Origin of the sequence: Arthrobacter sp. ISL-72 (assembly GCF_018613755.1) — a bacterium.
Classification (GTDB): domain Bacteria; phylum Actinomycetota; class Actinomycetes; order Actinomycetales; family Micrococcaceae; genus Arthrobacter.
This window is the reverse complement of sequence record NZ_JAGGPP010000006.1, coordinates 130,325-146,965: the sequence shown is the minus strand read 5'-3', so window position 1 is coordinate 146,965 and position 16,641 is coordinate 130,325. Positions and strand designations below refer to the sequence as shown.

Annotated in this window: 21 protein-coding genes; 9 read left to right on the top strand and 12 right to left on the bottom strand. The window is 64.6% G+C overall.

Features of this window, described 5'->3' with window-relative positions; all coding sequences use genetic code 11:
* The first annotated feature begins 161 nt into the window (after positions 1 to 161).
* Positions 162 to 542: a cupin domain-containing protein gene (locus J7I92_RS06020; protein WP_214838542.1), complete on the top strand. Its 381-nt coding sequence runs from the start codon at positions 162 to 164 to the stop codon at positions 540 to 542.
* Between the two features lie 70 nt (positions 543 to 612).
* Here the strand turns inward: J7I92_RS06020 and J7I92_RS06015 are convergent, their stop codons facing one another.
* Positions 613 to 807: a DUF1918 domain-containing protein gene (locus J7I92_RS06015; protein WP_214838539.1), complete on the bottom strand. Its 195-nt coding sequence runs from the start codon at positions 805 to 807 to the stop codon at positions 613 to 615.
* Between the two features lie 97 nt (positions 808 to 904).
* Between J7I92_RS06015 and J7I92_RS06010 the strand changes: the two genes are divergently transcribed.
* The 3 genes from J7I92_RS06010 (at position 905) to J7I92_RS06000 (ending at position 3,414) form a co-directional block, all read left to right on the top strand.
* Complete coding sequence (locus J7I92_RS06010; RefSeq protein ID WP_214838537.1) at positions 905 to 1,489, top strand: hypothetical protein; 585 nt, start codon at positions 905 to 907, stop codon at positions 1,487 to 1,489.
* Positions 1,490 to 1,615: 126 nt separating this feature from the next.
* Positions 1,616 to 3,133, top strand: coding sequence for a polysaccharide deacetylase family protein (locus J7I92_RS06005; RefSeq protein ID WP_214838536.1), 1,518 nt, complete (start codon positions 1,616 to 1,618; stop codon positions 3,131 to 3,133).
* 26 nt (positions 3,134 to 3,159) lie between these two features.
* Positions 3,160 to 3,414 (top strand): hypothetical protein, encoded by a 255-nt coding sequence (locus J7I92_RS06000; RefSeq protein WP_214838534.1) that lies wholly within the window; start codon positions 3,160 to 3,162, stop codon positions 3,412 to 3,414.
* Here the strand turns inward: J7I92_RS06000 and J7I92_RS05995 are convergent.
* Positions 3,381 to 3,899, bottom strand: a complete 519-nt coding sequence (locus tag J7I92_RS05995; RefSeq protein WP_214838532.1) for a DNA alkylation repair protein — start codon at positions 3,897 to 3,899, stop codon at positions 3,381 to 3,383. The two genes, J7I92_RS06000 and J7I92_RS05995, sit on opposite strands and share 34 nt — an antisense overlap.
* A 44-nt stretch (positions 3,900 to 3,943) precedes the next feature.
* Here J7I92_RS05995 and J7I92_RS05990 point away from each other — a divergent pair, with 44 nt between their 5' ends.
* The gene (locus J7I92_RS05990; RefSeq protein WP_214838530.1) at positions 3,944 to 4,960 is read left to right on the top strand and encodes a ribonuclease Z; all 1,017 of its coding nucleotides are present in this window, start codon (positions 3,944 to 3,946) and stop codon (positions 4,958 to 4,960) included.
* Here J7I92_RS05990 and J7I92_RS05985 read toward each other — a convergent pair.
* The 5 genes from J7I92_RS05985 to J7I92_RS05965 all read right to left on the bottom strand — a co-directional run bounded on the left by J7I92_RS05985 (position 4,856) and on the right by J7I92_RS05965 (position 9,034).
* Positions 4,856 to 5,683 (bottom strand): type II CAAX prenyl endopeptidase Rce1 family protein, encoded by an 828-nt coding sequence (locus J7I92_RS05985; protein WP_214838528.1) that lies wholly within the window; start codon positions 5,681 to 5,683, stop codon positions 4,856 to 4,858. The genes J7I92_RS05990 and J7I92_RS05985 overlap by 105 nt on opposite strands.
* Positions 5,676 to 6,656 (bottom strand): dienelactone hydrolase family protein, encoded by a 981-nt coding sequence (locus tag J7I92_RS05980; protein WP_214838526.1) that lies wholly within the window; start codon positions 6,654 to 6,656, stop codon positions 5,676 to 5,678. The genes J7I92_RS05985 and J7I92_RS05980 overlap by 8 nt, the downstream gene beginning before the upstream one ends.
* Before the next feature lie 66 nt (positions 6,657 to 6,722).
* A complete protein-coding gene (locus J7I92_RS05975; RefSeq protein WP_285290073.1) occupies positions 6,723 to 7,508 on the bottom strand; it encodes an amino acid ABC transporter ATP-binding protein in 786 nt (261 codons plus the stop codon).
* Positions 7,495 to 8,160: an amino acid ABC transporter permease gene (locus J7I92_RS05970; protein ID WP_214838523.1), complete on the bottom strand. Its 666-nt coding sequence runs from the start codon at positions 8,158 to 8,160 to the stop codon at positions 7,495 to 7,497. The genes J7I92_RS05975 and J7I92_RS05970 overlap by 14 nt, the downstream gene beginning before the upstream one ends.
* Before the next feature lie 52 nt (positions 8,161 to 8,212).
* The gene (locus J7I92_RS05965) at positions 8,213 to 9,034 is read right to left on the bottom strand and encodes an amino acid ABC transporter substrate-binding protein (RefSeq protein WP_214838521.1); all 822 of its coding nucleotides are present in this window, start codon (positions 9,032 to 9,034) and stop codon (positions 8,213 to 8,215) included.
* Positions 9,035 to 9,297: 263 nt separating this feature from the next.
* On the opposite strand from J7I92_RS05965, the gene J7I92_RS05960 reads away from it, so the two are divergent.
* Positions 9,298 to 9,594 carry a hypothetical protein gene (locus J7I92_RS05960; protein ID WP_214838519.1) on the top strand — a complete coding sequence of 99 codons (297 nt, stop codon included), beginning with the start codon at positions 9,298 to 9,300 and terminating at the stop codon, positions 9,592 to 9,594.
* A 55-nt stretch (positions 9,595 to 9,649) separates the two neighbouring features.
* A complete protein-coding gene (locus J7I92_RS05955; protein WP_214838517.1) occupies positions 9,650 to 10,345 on the top strand; it encodes a maleylpyruvate isomerase family mycothiol-dependent enzyme in 696 nt (231 codons plus the stop codon).
* 40 nt (positions 10,346 to 10,385) lie between these two features.
* On the opposite strand, the gene J7I92_RS05950 is transcribed toward J7I92_RS05955, so the two are convergent.
* Both J7I92_RS05950 and J7I92_RS05945 read right to left on the bottom strand, forming a co-directional pair.
* Entirely contained in the window at positions 10,386 to 10,904 is a 519-nt protein-coding gene (locus J7I92_RS05950; protein WP_214838515.1) for a mycothiol transferase, read from the bottom strand.
* 16 nt (positions 10,905 to 10,920) lie between these two features.
* Entirely contained in the window at positions 10,921 to 12,186 is a 1,266-nt protein-coding gene (locus J7I92_RS05945) for a hypothetical protein (protein ID WP_214838513.1), read from the bottom strand.
* 137 nt (positions 12,187 to 12,323) lie between these two features.
* On the opposite strand from J7I92_RS05945, the gene J7I92_RS05940 reads away from it, so the two are divergent.
* The gene (locus tag J7I92_RS05940; protein WP_214838511.1) at positions 12,324 to 13,706 is read left to right on the top strand and encodes an HNH endonuclease signature motif containing protein; all 1,383 of its coding nucleotides are present in this window, start codon (positions 12,324 to 12,326) and stop codon (positions 13,704 to 13,706) included.
* Between the two features lie 321 nt (positions 13,707 to 14,027).
* Positions 14,028 to 14,552 (top strand): DUF2087 domain-containing protein, encoded by a 525-nt coding sequence (locus J7I92_RS05935; RefSeq protein WP_214838509.1) that lies wholly within the window; start codon positions 14,028 to 14,030, stop codon positions 14,550 to 14,552.
* Between the two features lie 16 nt (positions 14,553 to 14,568).
* On the opposite strand, the gene J7I92_RS05930 is transcribed toward J7I92_RS05935, so the two are convergent.
* The 3 genes from J7I92_RS05930 to J7I92_RS05920 all read right to left on the bottom strand — a co-directional run bounded on the left by J7I92_RS05930 (position 14,569) and on the right by J7I92_RS05920 (position 16,488).
* Positions 14,569 to 14,994, bottom strand: a complete 426-nt coding sequence (locus J7I92_RS05930; RefSeq protein ID WP_214838507.1) for a ChaB family protein — start codon at positions 14,992 to 14,994, stop codon at positions 14,569 to 14,571.
* A gap of 203 nt (positions 14,995 to 15,197) precedes the next feature.
* Complete coding sequence (locus J7I92_RS05925; protein ID WP_251039519.1) at positions 15,198 to 15,755, bottom strand: DUF4352 domain-containing protein; 558 nt, start codon at positions 15,753 to 15,755, stop codon at positions 15,198 to 15,200.
* A 142-nt stretch (positions 15,756 to 15,897) separates the two neighbouring features.
* Entirely contained in the window at positions 15,898 to 16,488 is a 591-nt protein-coding gene (locus J7I92_RS05920; RefSeq protein WP_251039518.1) for a hypothetical protein, read from the bottom strand.
* Between the last annotated feature and the right edge of the window lie 153 nt (positions 16,489 to 16,641).

The window sequence follows — 16,641 nt, the reverse complement described above, 5'->3', positions numbered from 1 at the left end:
TCTCGACAAGCAGCAAAGAACGGAGGAGGCTAGGCATCGTAGCGCGTCAAATGTCGGTCCGGCCGGTGATCATCATCCTCGGCCAGCCGATTCCGCTGTCCGGCTGGTTCCCCTGCCGGGACAGCACCTTCCCCCGCCTCCAAGCGAAAGCAGGAAGTGCAATGCCAACAACAAACGTTGTCAGTCAGCTGGAAGTAAAGTCGCACAATTCGCCAGACGAAAAACGCCGCCCGGACAAGACCGAGGTGGACGTTGTGACCGTCGGCGATTACACGATCGGCCGGATCAAGTTCGATCCCGGCTGGCGCTGGTCCGACTGCATCAAGCCGGTGGTGAAGACCGATTCGTGCCAAAACAGCCACGTCGGCTTCTGTGTTTCCGGGAACCTCGTAGTTCAGACGACCGACGGCCGCCAGATCAACATCGCTCCGGGGGACTCCTACACCATCCCGCCCGGACATGACGGATGGGTCGAAGGGAACGAACCTTTCGTCGGCATCGAATTCGTCAGCGCCGCCGTCTTTGCGAAGGCTCCCGAGTAGGCCGCGAACTACCGAGGCCGGAAGTCACCTCCGGCCGCGAACCACCGCCCGCGAACCACCGCCAGCCGTGTCAGGCCGGCGGCTGGTTCCGGTCAACTACGAAATCGCCGCCGGGAAATACCGTGGTCTCGTGTCCGTCGTCGAACCGAACCTGGTAGGGCGGCGCACCGTCCGGCCCTTTCACTTCAATGATTTGTCCGTGGCGGTCCGAGGATTCAACCGTCTTGCCCCGGATAGTGATCCGGTCTCCCTGGGTTGCCTTCATGGCAATCACCTCCAAGAACCAGAGTACGAGGGTCCGGGCACCTGCAACAGGGCCCGTGCATGGGACATAATGCTCGCCGATCCCGAGGGGCACCCATATGCCCGACGAAAAACCTGCCAACTGGTGGACCACGTTGCCCGGTCTGCTGACCGCCGCTGCTGCCGTGATCACCGCCGTGACCGGACTGCTGCTTGGGCTGGGACAACTCGGCGTGTTCGACGGCGGGCGACCGGCCGCCCCGGTAAGCGGCCCAAGCACCGCCGGCGCCCCGCAGCATGGAGGAACGCCGCAACCCGGCGGAAGCCGTTCCGGTGACGGCGCTAATGCGGGGTGGACCGTGGCCTTGCCGGCCGAGCGCAAGTACCGGTCGGTCGACGTCGAGTATGAAATTCTCGATGCCGCTGTCCGCCCTGATGCCTCCGGCAAGGTCGCCCTGTCGTTCACCATCCGTTGCACGAACCACGGCAGGTATGACATCAACTTCTGGGACTCGACGTTCAGGCTAGGCGCGGGCGGGGTCAACTACTCCCCCGATTCCGGCCTGAACGAGCTCGTGGCGGGTGATTCAAGCAAGTCAGGGGATGTCCGCTTCATCGTCCCCGCCGACACGCGCGATGTCAGCCTGCGCATCAAATACGCGCAGGGCGAGAGCGCAGCCCAGCTCGCCATCTCGCCACCCTGAAATGCGAGTAGGGACGTCGAAGTACTCGGATTAACCGCCGATAAATTCGAGTGTTTTGCCTTCACGCCGCGCGGCGTAGTCTACGTGCATGTTCTTGCGGGGGGGACTTACACGCTTGGAGGCATCATGCGTTGGTCGAAGCACCCTGTCCGCAACCAGGCCCGTCACCTGGCGGAACCCCCTGAGCCCTCAGCCGGAGGCTGGCACGGCCGGCGCTGGACTGCGATCGTGGGGGTTTTGCTGCTTGCCGTCAGTACTGTGGTGGGAGTCGCTGGCACGTCGAAAGCAGCGGAGCCGACCATCGTCAGCCTGACGTTCGACGACGGCCTCGTCAGCCAGCTCGCTGCCGCGCAGGCGTTGAAGGCGCACGGGCTGGTGGGAACCTTCTACATCACTACTTCCTTCATCGATAACTCTGGTTTCCTTACCCGGGCGAACCTGAACACCCTGGCCGCTGATGGCAACGAAATCGGCGGACACAGTGTGACCCATCCGGACCTGACCACCCTCAATGCGACCGCAGCCCGTGCCGAAGTCTGCAACAGCAAGACAACACTGGAAGGCTGGGGCTTCACCGTCACGAACTTCGCGTACCCCTTCGCCGCAGAGAATGCGACCGCCCAATCAGCGGTCCGGGATTGCGGCTTCGCCACTTCACGCGGCTTGGGCGACCTGCGTTCGCCGGCCAGCTGCGCCGACTGCCCGGTGGCGGAGTCGCTCCCACCGGCCAATCCCATGGTCACCCGGGCTCCGGACCAGGTGGCCAGCTCGTGGACTCTGGCGGACCTGCAGGCCCGTGTCACCGACGCCGAGACCACCGGCGGATGGGTGCAGCTGACCTTCCACGAAATCGCTGTGGGAACGGATCCCTCGCTGACCATCAGTCCGGCGTTGTTTGAATCCTTCGTCACGTGGCTGGCGGCCAGGACAGCAAACGGCACGACGTCGGTCCGGACAGTGGCGCAGGCATTGGGCCAGTCACCCGCACCGGCACCGTCGCCGTCGTCTTCACCTTCGCCGTCTCCCTCACCGACACCGTCCCCCTCACCATCCCCGTCACCGTCGCCGGCCTCGTTCGTCGACGTCCCGGTCGGCTCCCCGCTCTACACAGAGGTCAGCTGGATGGCGAGCCAGGGAATATCAACCGGCTGGCGCGAAAGCGACGGTACCCGAACCTTCCGTCCCGGCGTGGCCGCCAGCCGGGACATGATGGCGGCGTTCTTCTACCGGCTGGCAGGGAGCCCTGCCTACACGCCGGGGACTTCACCCTTTGCGGATGTAACGCCCCAGACCCCGTTCTACAAGGAGATCCTCTGGCTTGCGTCCCAAGGAATCACCACCGGCTGGGAGGAAGCCAACGGCACCCGGACCTTCCGGCCCACGGTGGCGGTCAACCGGGACCAGGTTGCCGCGTTTGTGTACCGTTTCGCCGGCAACCCTGCCTACACGCCAACGGCGTCTCCCTTTGCTGATATCTCCCCGCAGTCGGCTTTCTACACGGAAATCTCCTGGCTTGCATCCCAGGGAATCTCCAACGGCTGGACCGAATCCGACGGCACCAGGACCTTCCGTCCGGGACTGCCCGTCAACCGGGACCAGGTGGCTGCCTTCCTCTTCCGTTACAACAGCGCCTTCCCTGCGTAACTGCCATCATGAGGCAGAATCCGTAGATGACTAACTACTGTGTGGCCATCTGCCAGCCGAGCGATCAGCCGCAGGAGAACTTCGGCGTCAACACGGAGCTTTTGATCCTCGAGGGCAAGGAACTGCACGTGGCCACCTGGGATGCCGAGCCCCGGAACGGCGGCTTTGACATCCTGGTCCTCAATGACCGGGTCGGTGCCCTCGGGTTTCTGGTGGTCACTGACTGGGAATTCCTCGAGGGCAAGGCCTATGCAGTGGTGGAGCGGCGGGCCGGCGGCTGAGCGGCGTCCGGCCGTGACAGTCCGGCCGCACGCCGGAGCCACGGGTCAGGATCCTGCGCCCAGCGGTCCAGCACCACCAGGGCCCGCGCCCTCGCCTGCCCTTCCAGCCCGGCGACCAGGGGACGGACGACGTCGGCGGCGAGCGGGTCTGCCAGCTCACCCAGCTGCGCCTCCCGCACAAAGCCCTCGATCCGGGTGAGATCGGTGTTGTTGAGCAGGGCAACCCGGGACTGCAGCAGCACCACCGCCGCCAAACGGCGCTCGAAGACCGGCACCTGCCAAAGTTCGGTGCTGAGCGAGGTGATGTCATCATGCCCCAGGTCACGATACCGGCGCACCATGTCACGGATGGTTCCCCGGACCGCACCCACCGAGGCGCCGTAATAATTCAGTCCGCTCCCCAGCCGGGCCTCGGCCTCCTCTGCACGGAGCCAGGAGCTTTCCCGCTGCAGCGAGGCATCCACGAAGTCGGCCGCTTCCGTCATCCGACTATTCTGTCCCAACATTGCCACGTGAGACACTCAGTGCCATGCGTGAACTGGTTGTCCTCGGCACCGCTTCGCAGGTTCCTACCCGGACCCGCAACCATAACGGATACCTGCTTCAGTGGGAGGACGAGGGCCTGCTCTTCGATCCGGGCGAAGGCACCCAGCGGCAGATGATCCACGCTGGCGTCTCCGTCAGCCAGGTCACGCGGATCTGCCTTACCCACGTTCACGGGGACCACTGCTACGGGCTACCCGGGGTGCTCTCGCGCATGGTCCTGGACAGGGTTCGGCACCCGGTGCACCTGCACTATCCGGCTGCCGGTGAGGAGGTGGTCCGCGCACTTGTTTCCCTGGCCTCCCGCGGCCTTGACCTGCGGCTCCATCCGCATGGCGCTGCCGGGCCTGTCGCGCCGGGCCTGGACGTGCAGCCGTTGCTGCACCGGATCGAGACTTTCGGCTATCGGCTTGTCGAGCCGGACGGCCGCACGCTCCTGCCTGACCGGCTCGCAGCGGCAGGGATCGCAGGGCCTGACATCGCACGGCTGCAGCTGGAGGGACGGTTCGGCGGCGTACGACTGGAGGATGTGAGCGTTCCGCGCCCCGGCCAGAGTTTCGCCTTCGTTATGGATACAGCGGAGTGCGGCGGCGCCGAGGAACTCGCGGAGGGAGTGGACCTCCTCGTGGCTGAGTCGACGTTCAGCAACAGCGACTCCGGGCTGGCGGCTCAGTATCTCCATCTCACGGCCGGCCAGGCGGGGGAGCTGGCGTCCACCGCCGGAGCCGGAACGCTGGTGCTTACCCATTTCTCGTCGCGGTACGTCGATGCCAGCCTCCTGGCGGACCAGGCCGCCGCCCGCGCGGGCGGCGCCGTCGTCGTCGCTGCTAACGATCTGGACCGGTTCCCTTTGCCCAAGCGGCAAAGGAACACCCCGGCGGCGGACGGCGTCCCGCCGTCAGTAAATGAAAATGTCGATCCATTCCCGGTTGTGGGCATGCAGCAGGACCAGGAACAGCACGAAGTCAAACAGCAGGTGGACGGCCACGATGTAGGACAGTGACTTCGTCCGGGTGAAAATCCATGCCTGCACGAGGGCGAAGGGAAAGATGAACACCGGAGCCCAGGCGCGGAACCCGAGTTCCCACAGAAACGACGTGAACAGGACCGCCTGCAGGACATTGGCCTGCGTCATCGGCACGTGCCGGCGCAGGAGCATAAAGGCCGTGCAGATGAAGAACAGTTCGTCCCAGATTCCCAGCGCATTGGTACCCAGGAAAAGCCGGAAGATTCCTTCCGGGTCCGAAACAGCGGGCCAGTTGCGGTAGACCCCCGTACTGACCATGTACACCGGCAGCAGCGCATAACCCATGACGACGACGGCGGCCAGGTACCATTTCTCCGTCCGCGTCCACGGGTGCCCGGTCATCACCGGAAACCTCACCGCATGGTCCTTGAAGACAAACCGCGACACTGAGTAGGGAATCGCCACGGCGAGGATCATCGCCGTGCCCATGACCAGCATGTGTTCAGTGCTGATGTCCGTGGTGATCGGCACCAGGCTGATTGCCACCAGCCCGGAAGCGATCAGGGCAAGATCACGCAGGAGCGCCCGGTCGATAATCGCTGCCAGCACAAGCGCCAACGCCAGCGCGCCGTACCCGGCCATGCCCTGTTCAAGGACGAACAGGACAAAGCCCGAGAGCGAGACAAGCGCCGACGGAATCAGCCGCAGCGAAATGCCTTTGCGGATGCCGACTCCGGTTGCGAGCGAAGGGTTAGACATACTTGCCGAACCAGGCCAGCGTGTCGTTCCAGGCAGCAGTGGCCTGCGCCTCGTTGTACCGGTCGCTGGTGTCATTGTGGAATGCGTGGTCGACGCCGGGGTATACCTTGAGCTCGTGGCGGACGTCGGTGTCCGCGAGGGCATCCCGCAGCGCCGGCAGGGCTCCCGTGATCCGGGCGTCCAGTTCTGCGTAGACGCCAAGAACGGCCGGCTTGATGGTGGGAACTTTATCCAGGTCCGGAGCGGGTCCATAGAAAGCGGACGTGGCCTTCAGCCCGGGCAGTTCCGTCGCTGCCTGCCACGTGATGCCTCCCCCGAAGCAGTAGCCCGTCAAGGCAATCCGCCCGGAAACGACAAATGACTGTGAGTTCAGGTAGTCGAAAGCGGCCGCGAAGTCGGCCACGTGGCGTGCTGCCCCGGCCTGGGTCAGCGCTCCGGGAACGGCGTCGCGGTCCAGGCTCTGGGTTCCTCCCTCCCTGCTGAGCAGGTCAAGCGCCAGGGCTGCGTAGCCGGCTTTGGCGAAGCGGCGCGCCACATCCTGGATATGCGGGGTCAGCCCGCGGTTCTCATGGCAGATGAGCACTGCCGGTCCGGCTTCATCCCCCTCGGGGCGGGCAAGGTAGGCGCTGAAATCGGCGCCGCCGGACGGGAACCGCACCGTCTCGGTCACCAGGCCGGCGGTACCCTCGGGAACGGAAAGCGGACTCTTGGCACCACCCGGTACGGCACGCGCGGGAGCAGTGCCGCCTCCCGCTGACGACGCCGACGGAGCGGGTGTAGGCATCGGATCGGTGCTGCGCGGAAGTTCCTGCGGCGTGCAGCCAACCAGGGTCATGGCGCCTGCGGCGGCGGCCATGCTGCCGGTAATGAACGCCACCCGGCGTGTGAACGTGTGCTGGCTCATGGCACCGGCACGGTAGTCGTCGAAGAATTCCTCGATGAGATACTTCTCAAACTTTCCAAGCTGCGTCATGGAGGCCTCCTGCCGTTTGCCAAACATCCTCCTCTGCCGTTCACCACCGGGCAAGGGCCGCCCTTCCTAGAACGGGTTCAGCAGCCGGTCCACGAACTGCCGGGTGCGCTCCTCCCGCGGGGCGCGGAGTACGGTGTCGGGGTGGCCCCGTTCGACGACGACGCCTCCGTCCATGAAGATGACTTCGTCGGCGACCTGCCGGGCAAAGGCAAGTTCATGCGTGACCACCACCATGGTCCAGCCTTCGTCCGCGAGCTCCTTGATGACGGTAAGGACGTCCCCCACCAATTCCGGGTCCAGGGCGGACGTCGGTTCGTCAAAGAGCAGGAGCTGCGGGCGCAGTGCCAAGGCGCGCACGATGCCTACGCGCTGCTGCTGCCCGCCCGAGAGCTCGAAGGGGTAGCTTTTCTCCTTTTCGGCCAGCCCGACGCGGGCCAGAAGCTCCCTGGCCTGGGCGATCGCTTCGGTCTTGGGACGTTTCTGCACCTGGACAGGGCCTTCGGTGATGTTCTCCAGGACGGTTTTGTGCGGGAACAGGTTGTAGTGCTGAAACACCATCGCGCTGCGGTCCCGTAAGGCGGCCAGCTGCTTCTTGGACACCGGCGCGGAAAAGTCGACGGCGAGCTGGCCCAGAAAGTCCACGATTCCGGCGTCGGGTATTTCCAGCCCGTTGAGGCACCGCAGCACCGTCGTCTTACCCGAGCCGGACGGCCCGATCAGTGCGACGACTTCGCCGCGGCGGACGTCCACATCAACGGATTTCAGCACCTCGTGGCTGCCAAAGGCCTTGCGCAGTCCCCGCACCGTGAGCAGGGCCGAGTCGTCCGCGAGCTCAGGTTCAGTGGGCGACATAGCGGTCCAATCTCTTCTCCAGGGCGGACTGCCCGCCGGCAAGCACCAGGCAGATGATCCAGTAGATGACCGCGGCTTCCAGGTAGAGCACCATGAACTCCTGGCTGAAGGCCGCCACCTGCTGGGCCTGGCGGAACAGTTCCGTGACGAGGATCAGCGAGGCCAGCGACGTGTCCTTGACCAGGCTGATGAACGTATTGGAAAGCGGCGGGACCGAGACCCGCGCGGCCTGCGGCAGGATGATGCGCCCCAGTGTCTGGCGGCGGGACATCCCGATGGTGTGGCCGGCTTCCCATTGCCCCTTCGGAACGGACAGGATGGCCGCCCGGATGACCTCCGCAGCGTATCCTCCCACGTTCAGGGAGAAGGCGATGATGGCGCTGGGCCAGGGGTCGATGGTTACGCCGACCGAAGGAAGACCGTAGAAAATGACAAATAGCTGGACCAGGAGGGGCGTGCCGCGGATGACTGAAACGAACATCCGAGCAACGGCAGAGAAGACGGGATTCCTGCTCAACCGCATCAGTGCGACCAGCAGCGCCAGCAGAAGTCCGAGGCCGAAGGACGCCAGGGCCAACGGAATCGTGCCGGTGACTGCCCCCATCAGGATAGGGCCCAGAGAGCTCCACACGAGGTCCCAGTTGATTGTCATATGCAGGCGCCGCGTTCGCCGTCGGGACCTGCCCCGCTACCTTCTGGCACCGCTATTTAGTGACGTCGGCGTCGAAGTATTTCTGCGAGATTTTAGTCAGGGTGCCGTCCGTCTGCAGCTCGCCAAGCGCCTTGTCTACAGCATCTGCCAGGCTGGTTGATCCCTTGCGGAAGGCGAAGGCGCTGAGCGACTTGTCCTTGGTTTCGGCCGCGATCTTGATCTCGCTGTCCTTCGCGGTCTTTTGGTAGTCCAGATAGGTCAGCTTGTCGTTGATGGTGGCGTCAACGCGCCCCTGCTTGAGCAGGGTCACCGCCTGCGCCCAGCCTTCCACCGCTTCCACGTTGGCGCCGCTTTCCTGGGCCAGTTTGTACCAGTTGCTCGTCAGCGATTGTGCTGTTGTCTTGCCCTTGAGGCTGTCGAAGGAGCTGACGCTGCTGTCGTCAGCTTTGGTGACAACGACGCCGGTGCTCACCGTGTACGGCTCCGAGAACTCGTATTTCGCCTTGCGTTCGTCTGTGATCGAAACCTGGTTGGCGACGACGTCGAACCTTTTGGCCTCAAGGCCGGCGAAGATGGCGTCGAACTGGGTTTCCTGGAAGGACGGTTTGACGCCGAGCTTTTCAGCGACGGCGGTGATGATCTCGACGTCATATCCGGTCAGTTCGCCGCTTCCCTCGGCGTGGAACGAGAAGGGTTTGTACGTGCCTTCCGTGCCGACCTTGAGTTCGCCAGCGCTCGTGACATCGCTGAGCGAAGTGTCGGCGCCGCCGGCAGGTGCCGAGCCGGTCGGCGTCGTGGACCCGGACCCGCAGCCGGCGAGCGCGAGTGCTGCAGCTGCGATGAGACCGATAGCGGAAAGACGTGTGCGCTTCATGACCAACCTTCGTCCTGTTGCCGGAAGATGCTTGCTACACCGCAGGCCGGCAGTCCACTTCCGACCATAGCAAGATCTCCCGCGTGGGAATACATGACGCGGCCGCGCGCCGGGCGGCCCGGATGCTCGCGCAGGAAATTGCTGAATTCATGAATTTCTCAACTTACTGCCCGGTAAGGGTTATGCCTGCGGAAACCAGCCGTTAGCCTGTCTAAGAGGCCGGGGGATGGTCCCCTGCTGAAGGCTTAAGAGGACAAGCGAACATGCCAAGCACTGTGACCTTTTCGGTGACGACCATGCCCAGGAGCGGCTCAGAAGGCAGCTTCCGGGACATCGTCCGGAACCTGCGGACGGATGACCTGGAGGACTGCTTCCTGACGGTATTCCACGTCGGCGACTCCTACGCCCTGCTCAGCGGTGAAGCCCTCCGCAGCCCGCATACTGCCACAAACGACGCCCTCCGCGCCTACTTGCTCCGCCGCCTCGCGGGCAACGGTGTCGGCCTGGACTTCGACGTCAGGATCGACCGGGGTTCAGAGGCTGCACGCTCCCGATCGTAACCCCGGCAAGTACGGCTGCACTATGGAGCCTGGCGCGCCGCGCTAGGCTCTTGGCATGTCGCCCGAAAACTATCTTGCCGAGCTGGCCGGCTTCGTCGACCGACTGCGCATGCTCGCCCTCCAGCCGGTAGGCGTGCTGTCGCGCACCGTTCCCGCCTGCCCGGGCTGGACGCTCGAGCAGCTGTTCGGGCACCTCGGTTCCATTGAACGCTGGGCTGCGGACGTGGTTCGTGGCGGCAAGTATGTCGAGGAAGCGCCCCCTCCGGTGACAGGCGCCGCAGCATGGTTTCTCGAGGGGGCAGCACTTTTCCTTGAGGTGATGACCGCCCTGGATCCCGGGGCAGAATGTTGGAACTTTGGTCCGCCGCCCCGCACTGCCGGTTTCTGGCTTCGGCGGCAGGCCCATGAGCACGCCATCCACCTCGTAGATGCCTGCCAGGCCTCCGGACTGGAGACGCCGGGCCTCAGTACCGAATTCATGCTCGACGGAGTGGACGAGGTGCTGACGATGTTCACTCCGCGGCAGATGAGGCTGGAGCGGATGCCGCAGCCGGCGGGTGCCGTGGCTTTCCACGTGCCCGGGTCAAGCACTTGGAAGGTTGGCACGGGCCAAGCCGCAGCATCCGTCACCGCTCCGGTGCCAGCGATGTATCTGGGCCTCTGGGGCCGGTCCAAGCTCGAGGATTCGGCCCTCATTGAAGGCGACGCTGACCTTGCCCACCAGGTCCTTCGGGGCCCGCTCACGCCGTGAGCCGAAGAGTCCGCTAGTGCGAGCCGCCTGCGGGACTTGATTACCGGCCGCCGGCCTCTGCGCGTTTCAAGCCTTTGGCGTAGGCAGCCTGCCCCACGTGCTGGAGGCAGTCGGCAATCGTGCTCACCAGGCGTACCCCGAGCGTGACGGGCGGGTCCCAGCGGGTGTCGACAATGCGGTCGAGGTCCTCGTCATCGAGAGTCTCCAGGAAGTCCACGGTCTGCTGGTGAACGGCATCGTAGTAGGCGAGCAGCAACTCCGGCGGGGAATTCACGGCGTCGACCTGGTCGGTGGTATGGCCGTAGCCGGTGTCCCTCACAGGCAGTGGCAGGTCGAAGCGGTCCGCAAAACCTTGCGATGTCCAGACCTGATCCAGGCCCGCCGCGGAGGCCACTTGGGCGTCCTCGACGCGGCCAAGGTGCCAGATCAGCCACGCAATCGAGTTACCGTTGCCCGCGGGCCTGCGGGTCAGAATCCCGCCGTCGACCCCTGCGAGAGTCGCGGCCACCGTCTCGTGGATGCGTCCGAAAGCGTCCAGAAGAACTTCGTTGGATTTCATGGGATCTCCTTGACAGTCAGAAAGCGGGGACGTTATCGAGGCCGGAGTGATCCAGCAGGCCCAGGTCTTCCAGGACCAACGCGTCGTCGAAGACATTGGCAATGCAGCGGATCAACTCCGGCGGTATCCGGAAGTGTGTGTCGACGATCAACAGCCCCAGATCTGCCAGTTCTTCAAGGCCGCGCACGGCCGCGCGGGTCAGCACCCCAGCCATCATCTTTTCCTCAGCGGGCGCATAATCCGGTGCGGCCAGGACGCGCTCCTTCCGGGCCGGATTAGCGGTTGCCGCCGCCAGCAGGATCGATGCCTGCATTCCGGCGATCGCCCGTTCCCACTGCTGCTCGGGGTCGTAGCCGAGGACGGCAGCGTCCAGGAACTGGTCGGTGAAAAACACCAGCTCCTGCAGCCGCTCCGACGTCCCGCCCGCTAGAAATACTTCAGTGGCGGCCGATGGCAGCGCCTTTGTTGGGCCTGTCTCGATCAGTTCCGTGCGGCCCAGTGCCTCCCACAGCTGAGCGAGCAGCGGCACCTCATACATGCTCCGGACTGTTGGCACGGCATCCCGCGAAGTTGCATCAACCGCCACCGCGGCTCCAGGCTGCTTGGAGGCGCCCTTGACTGAGACCCCGACACAGGCGGCGGCCGGTTCAATATCCCGCAGGCGCAGCGCACCGGTTGCGGTTACCGGCTTGCCGTCGCCGATCCACTCAAGCAACGCCGTTGCCCGCTTGATAAGCGGAAGCTGAGAGAAGACCCTGAGAGCGTCCTCGTCTGGAATGTCCGGCACATCAACGTAGCCCGCTACGCCGTCGCCGCCCCCGGCAAGGGCATGTAGAAGGTCGATGACCTCAGCGAGTTGCTCGGCGGAGCCCGCCCAACGGCCCGTTTCCGCGAGAAAATCGACGAAGGCATGAACGGCCGCGACGACGTAGACGGCCCGGCCGGCGTCGTCCGCTTCGTCGGCATCAGCGCCCGTCACGGAGGTGATCTCGGCGGCGAGTGCCTCCGCCAGGATCACTGGATCAAGACGTGCGACGTCGGCCGCGGCCGTGCTTTGCATATAACGGCCCATAACAGCCTTGACCTGTTCCAGGCACCCCAACGCGGCAGCAGCAGCGCCGGGGGAACCGTCGTCGAACCACTGGACAAACGGCGGCGTGAGCGAGTCAACGGCGCGCCCGGCGCGAAACGCGCTCAGGGAAGGAGGATCGGTCCGTGTACGTTCGCTGGCCGTCTTGGCACCCCCTTTGCCCGTGCGGCCGTGCTTGCTGTTCGTTGTCATGGTGTGCCTGCCTGCTCATGGTGGGACGACGATATGGGCCAGCTTGTGGGCCGACGCCGGAGCAATTTCTCTTCAGCCTACCCAGTGAGACGGATCAATGAGCCTAAATTGTCAGAGGTCACCGGAAGACTGTAAACATGGACGGCATACAGGAATCTCGGATTACTCTGGCAGCGGCGTCGGACGGCCCTGTTGTCCCTGGTGCTGCTGTACCGGGTGCTGTTGTCCCAGGTGCCAGCGTGCAGGACCTGGTCGCCGCGGTGCGTTCCCTTCAGTTGTCTTCCGACACAGACGGGCTGATCGGCCAGCTGAGCGGCCTTGAGGACCTGAAGTCAGCGATCAGCGGTGTGCAGGCCCGCGCAACCGTCGCCGTCGATGCCAGTCAACGCCAATCCCAGGCCAATGCAGGAATTCCGGCAGCGGAACAAGGCCAAGGAGTGGCTGCTCAGATCGCCCTCGCCCGGCGTGAGTCGCCCGCCCGCGGCAGCCGCCTGCTGGGACTGGCGAAAGCCCTCGTCACGGAGATGCCGCACACACTTGCCGCCCTGGACACCGGGCAGCTGAACGAATGGCGTGCCACTTTGCTGGTGAAGGAAACAGCGTGCCTGAGCGCTGCGGACCGGTGCGCCGTCGACGACGAACTCGCTGCAGACACCGGCACTTTCGCCGGCGCCGGAGACCGGGCGATCATCGCCGCGGCCCGGGCCGCCTCCTACCGCAGGGACCCGCGCTCCGTCACGCAACGGGCCAGCCACGCCGCAGCCGAACGGCACGTCAGCCTCCGCCCAGCACCGGACACCATGACCTACCTGACCGCGCTGCTCCCCATCTCCGAAGGAGTCGCCGTGCATGCCGCGCTCAGCCGCCACGCCGATACCCTGCACTCCGACGGCGACGCCCGTTCCCGCGGCCAGATCATGGCCGACGCCCTGGTCGAACGCACTACCGGCGCCCCGGGCGGCGTGACCGGCGTCGAAATCCAGCTCATCATGACCGACCGCACCCTCTTCCAGGGCGACAGCGAACCGGCCCGCCTCAACGGCTACGGCACCGTGCCGGCCGGCTGGGCCCGGAGACTCACCACGGGCATGCCCGACTCCGGGGCGGAGCTCAAAATCTGGCTCCGCAGGCTGTACACGGCCCCAGGCACCGGAGACCTCATCGCCATGGACTCCCGGGCCAGGCTCTTCCCGGCACGGCTCCGCCGCTTCATCCAGGCCCGCGACGACACCTGCCGCACGCCATCCTGCGATGCGCCCATCCGCCACCACGACCATGTTGTTCCCTGGCACGACGGCGGAACCACCACCCTGGGCAACAGCGCCGGTCTCTGCGAAGCCTGCAACCACACCAAGGAAACTCCCGGATGGATCGCAAGACCACGGCCAGGGCCAAGGCACCCCATCGAATTCACCACACCCACCGGCCACAGCTACTGCTCCACTGCTCCCCCGCTGCCAGGAACCAGACTGGCTGGAGTAGCGGTCAGGCAAGTTGCCCCAGCCGTACCAGCGGCTTAGCAAAGGCCCAAGCCAATGACGCGAAGGTGCCCGCCTGCGGTGGAAGTGGGCGGGCCACCTGAACCATTGGTATGACTCCGGGAAGACATGCGCCCAACACGGCCAGCGCAATGGTCCAGGTTGTTGCCTGCCGTTTCCGGCCCGCCTTGGGACGTGTGCCCTAGGACTATTTCACATCACACCGCTGGCCCGGCGCCATCACTTAGCCCGCGGGATCCCTTTCGGCTGAACTCGGCCAGGACTACGATTTTGCCTGTCCGCACCGACGGCCAGCGCCGTCCGCAGCATGCGGACTGTAGCTCCAGGGCGGAGGGAAGCAGCTTGAGCAGTGGAACCAGGCAAAGCGGACCGCACTGGCGGCGGGTGGTGGCGGCCCTCGCTAATCACGACGCGCGGACCGCCTACGCACAAATAGTGCTCGGCGCCAGGCTGGCCGATGTGGCGGCAGGTCTGGCAGGCCAACGACGCGAGCGGGCCATCGCCGCCCTGCTCGATTCAGGACTTGTCGAACGGTCCCCCGACAACGAACTGGTGGCCTCCGAGACGATCTTCCGCGACCTTCTCAGCCAGCAACCCAGACGCCTCGCGCAGACCGGTGTGGCTCGGTTCATGCGCCTTGGCAGAATCGAGCGGTACCCGGCCAACAGGGAGGAACGGCGGGAGCTGCTGGCATGGATCGCCAGCGAAGCCATCGAGCCGGGCGAGAACCTCACCGAACGGCAGGTTAATGAACGGCTGCTCAGCTACACCGACGATGTTGTAATGCTGCGCCGCTATATGATCGACTTCGGCGTGCTGGAGCGGACGTCGTCCGGATCCTCTTACTCGCGGCCCTTGAAAGGTTAAGGGTTACGCGACGGGTTCAGTCCCCGCGTGCCTTCCGGGTTGCGGCATCGTTGGCCTTCTGCAGCGCCTTGACGAGTTCGTCCTTATCCATCTTCGAACGCCCGGCGATGTCCAGTTCCTGGGCACGCTTGTAAAGGTGCTCCTTCGAGGCGTTCGCGTCCACGCCTCCGGCGGTGGGCGCAGATGAACCGATTCCTTCCGCCGCGCGTTCGTCGGAGGGGCCGCGTTTCTCCTTTGGCTCCCAGTGGTCGCCCACTTTCTCGTAGCTGTGCTTTAGAGATGCGTAGGCTGCACGGGCCGCACGGCTCTCGTCGTTGTCATACGACTCGAGGGCTGAATCGTAGGTCTTGGCGAAAGTGTCCTGGGCTTTCTGCTCAGAGCGCTGCAGGGTCGAGGGAAGCTCTTCCTTCCGGGCATGATCGTTCTTGCCGGTCTTGGGCATGGCACCCACACTCCTTCATCGGCAGCTGACTATCCGATGCAACCAGCTTAGGCATTGACGCTCAGCTTTTGCACCGGCGTGGACGTCTCTGGTTCAAGTACCGCTGAGGTTCATTTGTCAGCCTTCCAACCGCCACCAAGCGTCTGACCCAGACATTCAAGGGACCTCCCGCCGGCAATCCGACGGGAGGCCCCTAATGCCAGTTAGCCCGGGATCTGAACCCGTGCCGCTTCCTGCAGGAGCGGGTCGGAGATCATCACTGTCGCAGGGCCGGCCGCGATGTCGAAGGCAATGAAGCCGCGGGACTTATCGCCCGGAAGAACGTCACCCGATCCAAGCTGGTTGTCGGCAAACATACTAATGTCCGCTTTCCGGCCGTTCGCGTCCTTGGCGGAGAAGTAGAGCGGGTTCGACGAAGTCTTGCCGGCTTCCGTTTCCCACAGCACATCCAGGAGCAGGTAGGTACCGTTCTTAGCCGGTGTAGCGAGCGCCGTCGTCGTCACCGCATCCGTCCTGAGCGTGGAAACAATGGTGATTCTCGCGACGTCACCATTCCGCATTTTGACGCTGAATGGAGTTCCGACGGCGGGTGCCGCAGCAGCCGAGGCAGCGGCAGGAGCCGGAGGCTCACTGGCCGCTGGGGCAGGCGCCAGGGCGGCAGACTCGGACGGGGCGGCAGCGGCTGCCGGCGTCGTCGTCGGGCTGACTTCGCTGGTCTGCTTGCTTCCGCCTGAGCAGGATCCCAGCCTTTGAACAGGCATCGAAGATGAGGCTCAATACGGCCCTGGGTACCGCAGACATCGCACGGACCGCGGATCATCGAGGCGCTCATTGCTACCGGCACGGAAGGTCGCAGGCTTGTCCTCATGCTCGGCGAAGGTGTATGCCAGATCCGCACTGTAGTCATGGTCGGACGGAGGAGGCCGGTGTGAAGGAGAAGTCCCGGATGATGACCTTCTCGGGCTGCACATGCGCCGGATCGCCGCCTCCTCCAGCGACTACCCAGAGGTTGAAGTGAATGGCCTCCCGGGCAGGCACGGGAACGGTGGGCCCCTGCAGGACGGTCCGCTTCAGCAGCTGGCCGGTGTAGCGCTCCCCGGCGTACGTCTCGAAGGTCAGCTTCCCCGGTTCCCAGACCATCTTGTGGGTAAGGATGGGGTTGTCCGTCACCTCAAAATCGGTTTTTTTGTTGCCCTCGTCCGTCGGCTTGTCCGCATCGAACCAGTATCCGTGTCCCTGTGTGACGGGCCACGACTGTCCGTACATGGCTCCGCCTCCCCATGCCGACGCTTCGCACAGGTCAATTTCGTTATAGCCCGGACCGGCCAGGGGATCGTATGTGTACAGGCATCCCCAGACGACTTCCTTCTGGAGCAGGCTTAGGCTTTTTTCCACTGTGGTGCTATAGGTTCCGTAGCCGAATCCCTGACGTGTCGATTGGAACTCCGCACCCGCCGGCGCTGTGCCGGTCGGGTTGGACAGTGACAGGGTCACGTGTCCATTAGCATCAGGGTTGCTGACGTTGGCCGGGTCAAAGATTTGGTTGTACTGGGGCGGTCCGCTCCAGACCCGTTTTTCCCAGTTGAACCCTTTCCACGCGAAGCTCCCCAATGGCGCCGGGCCAGCAGCAGTCCCGGAGGCCATGTC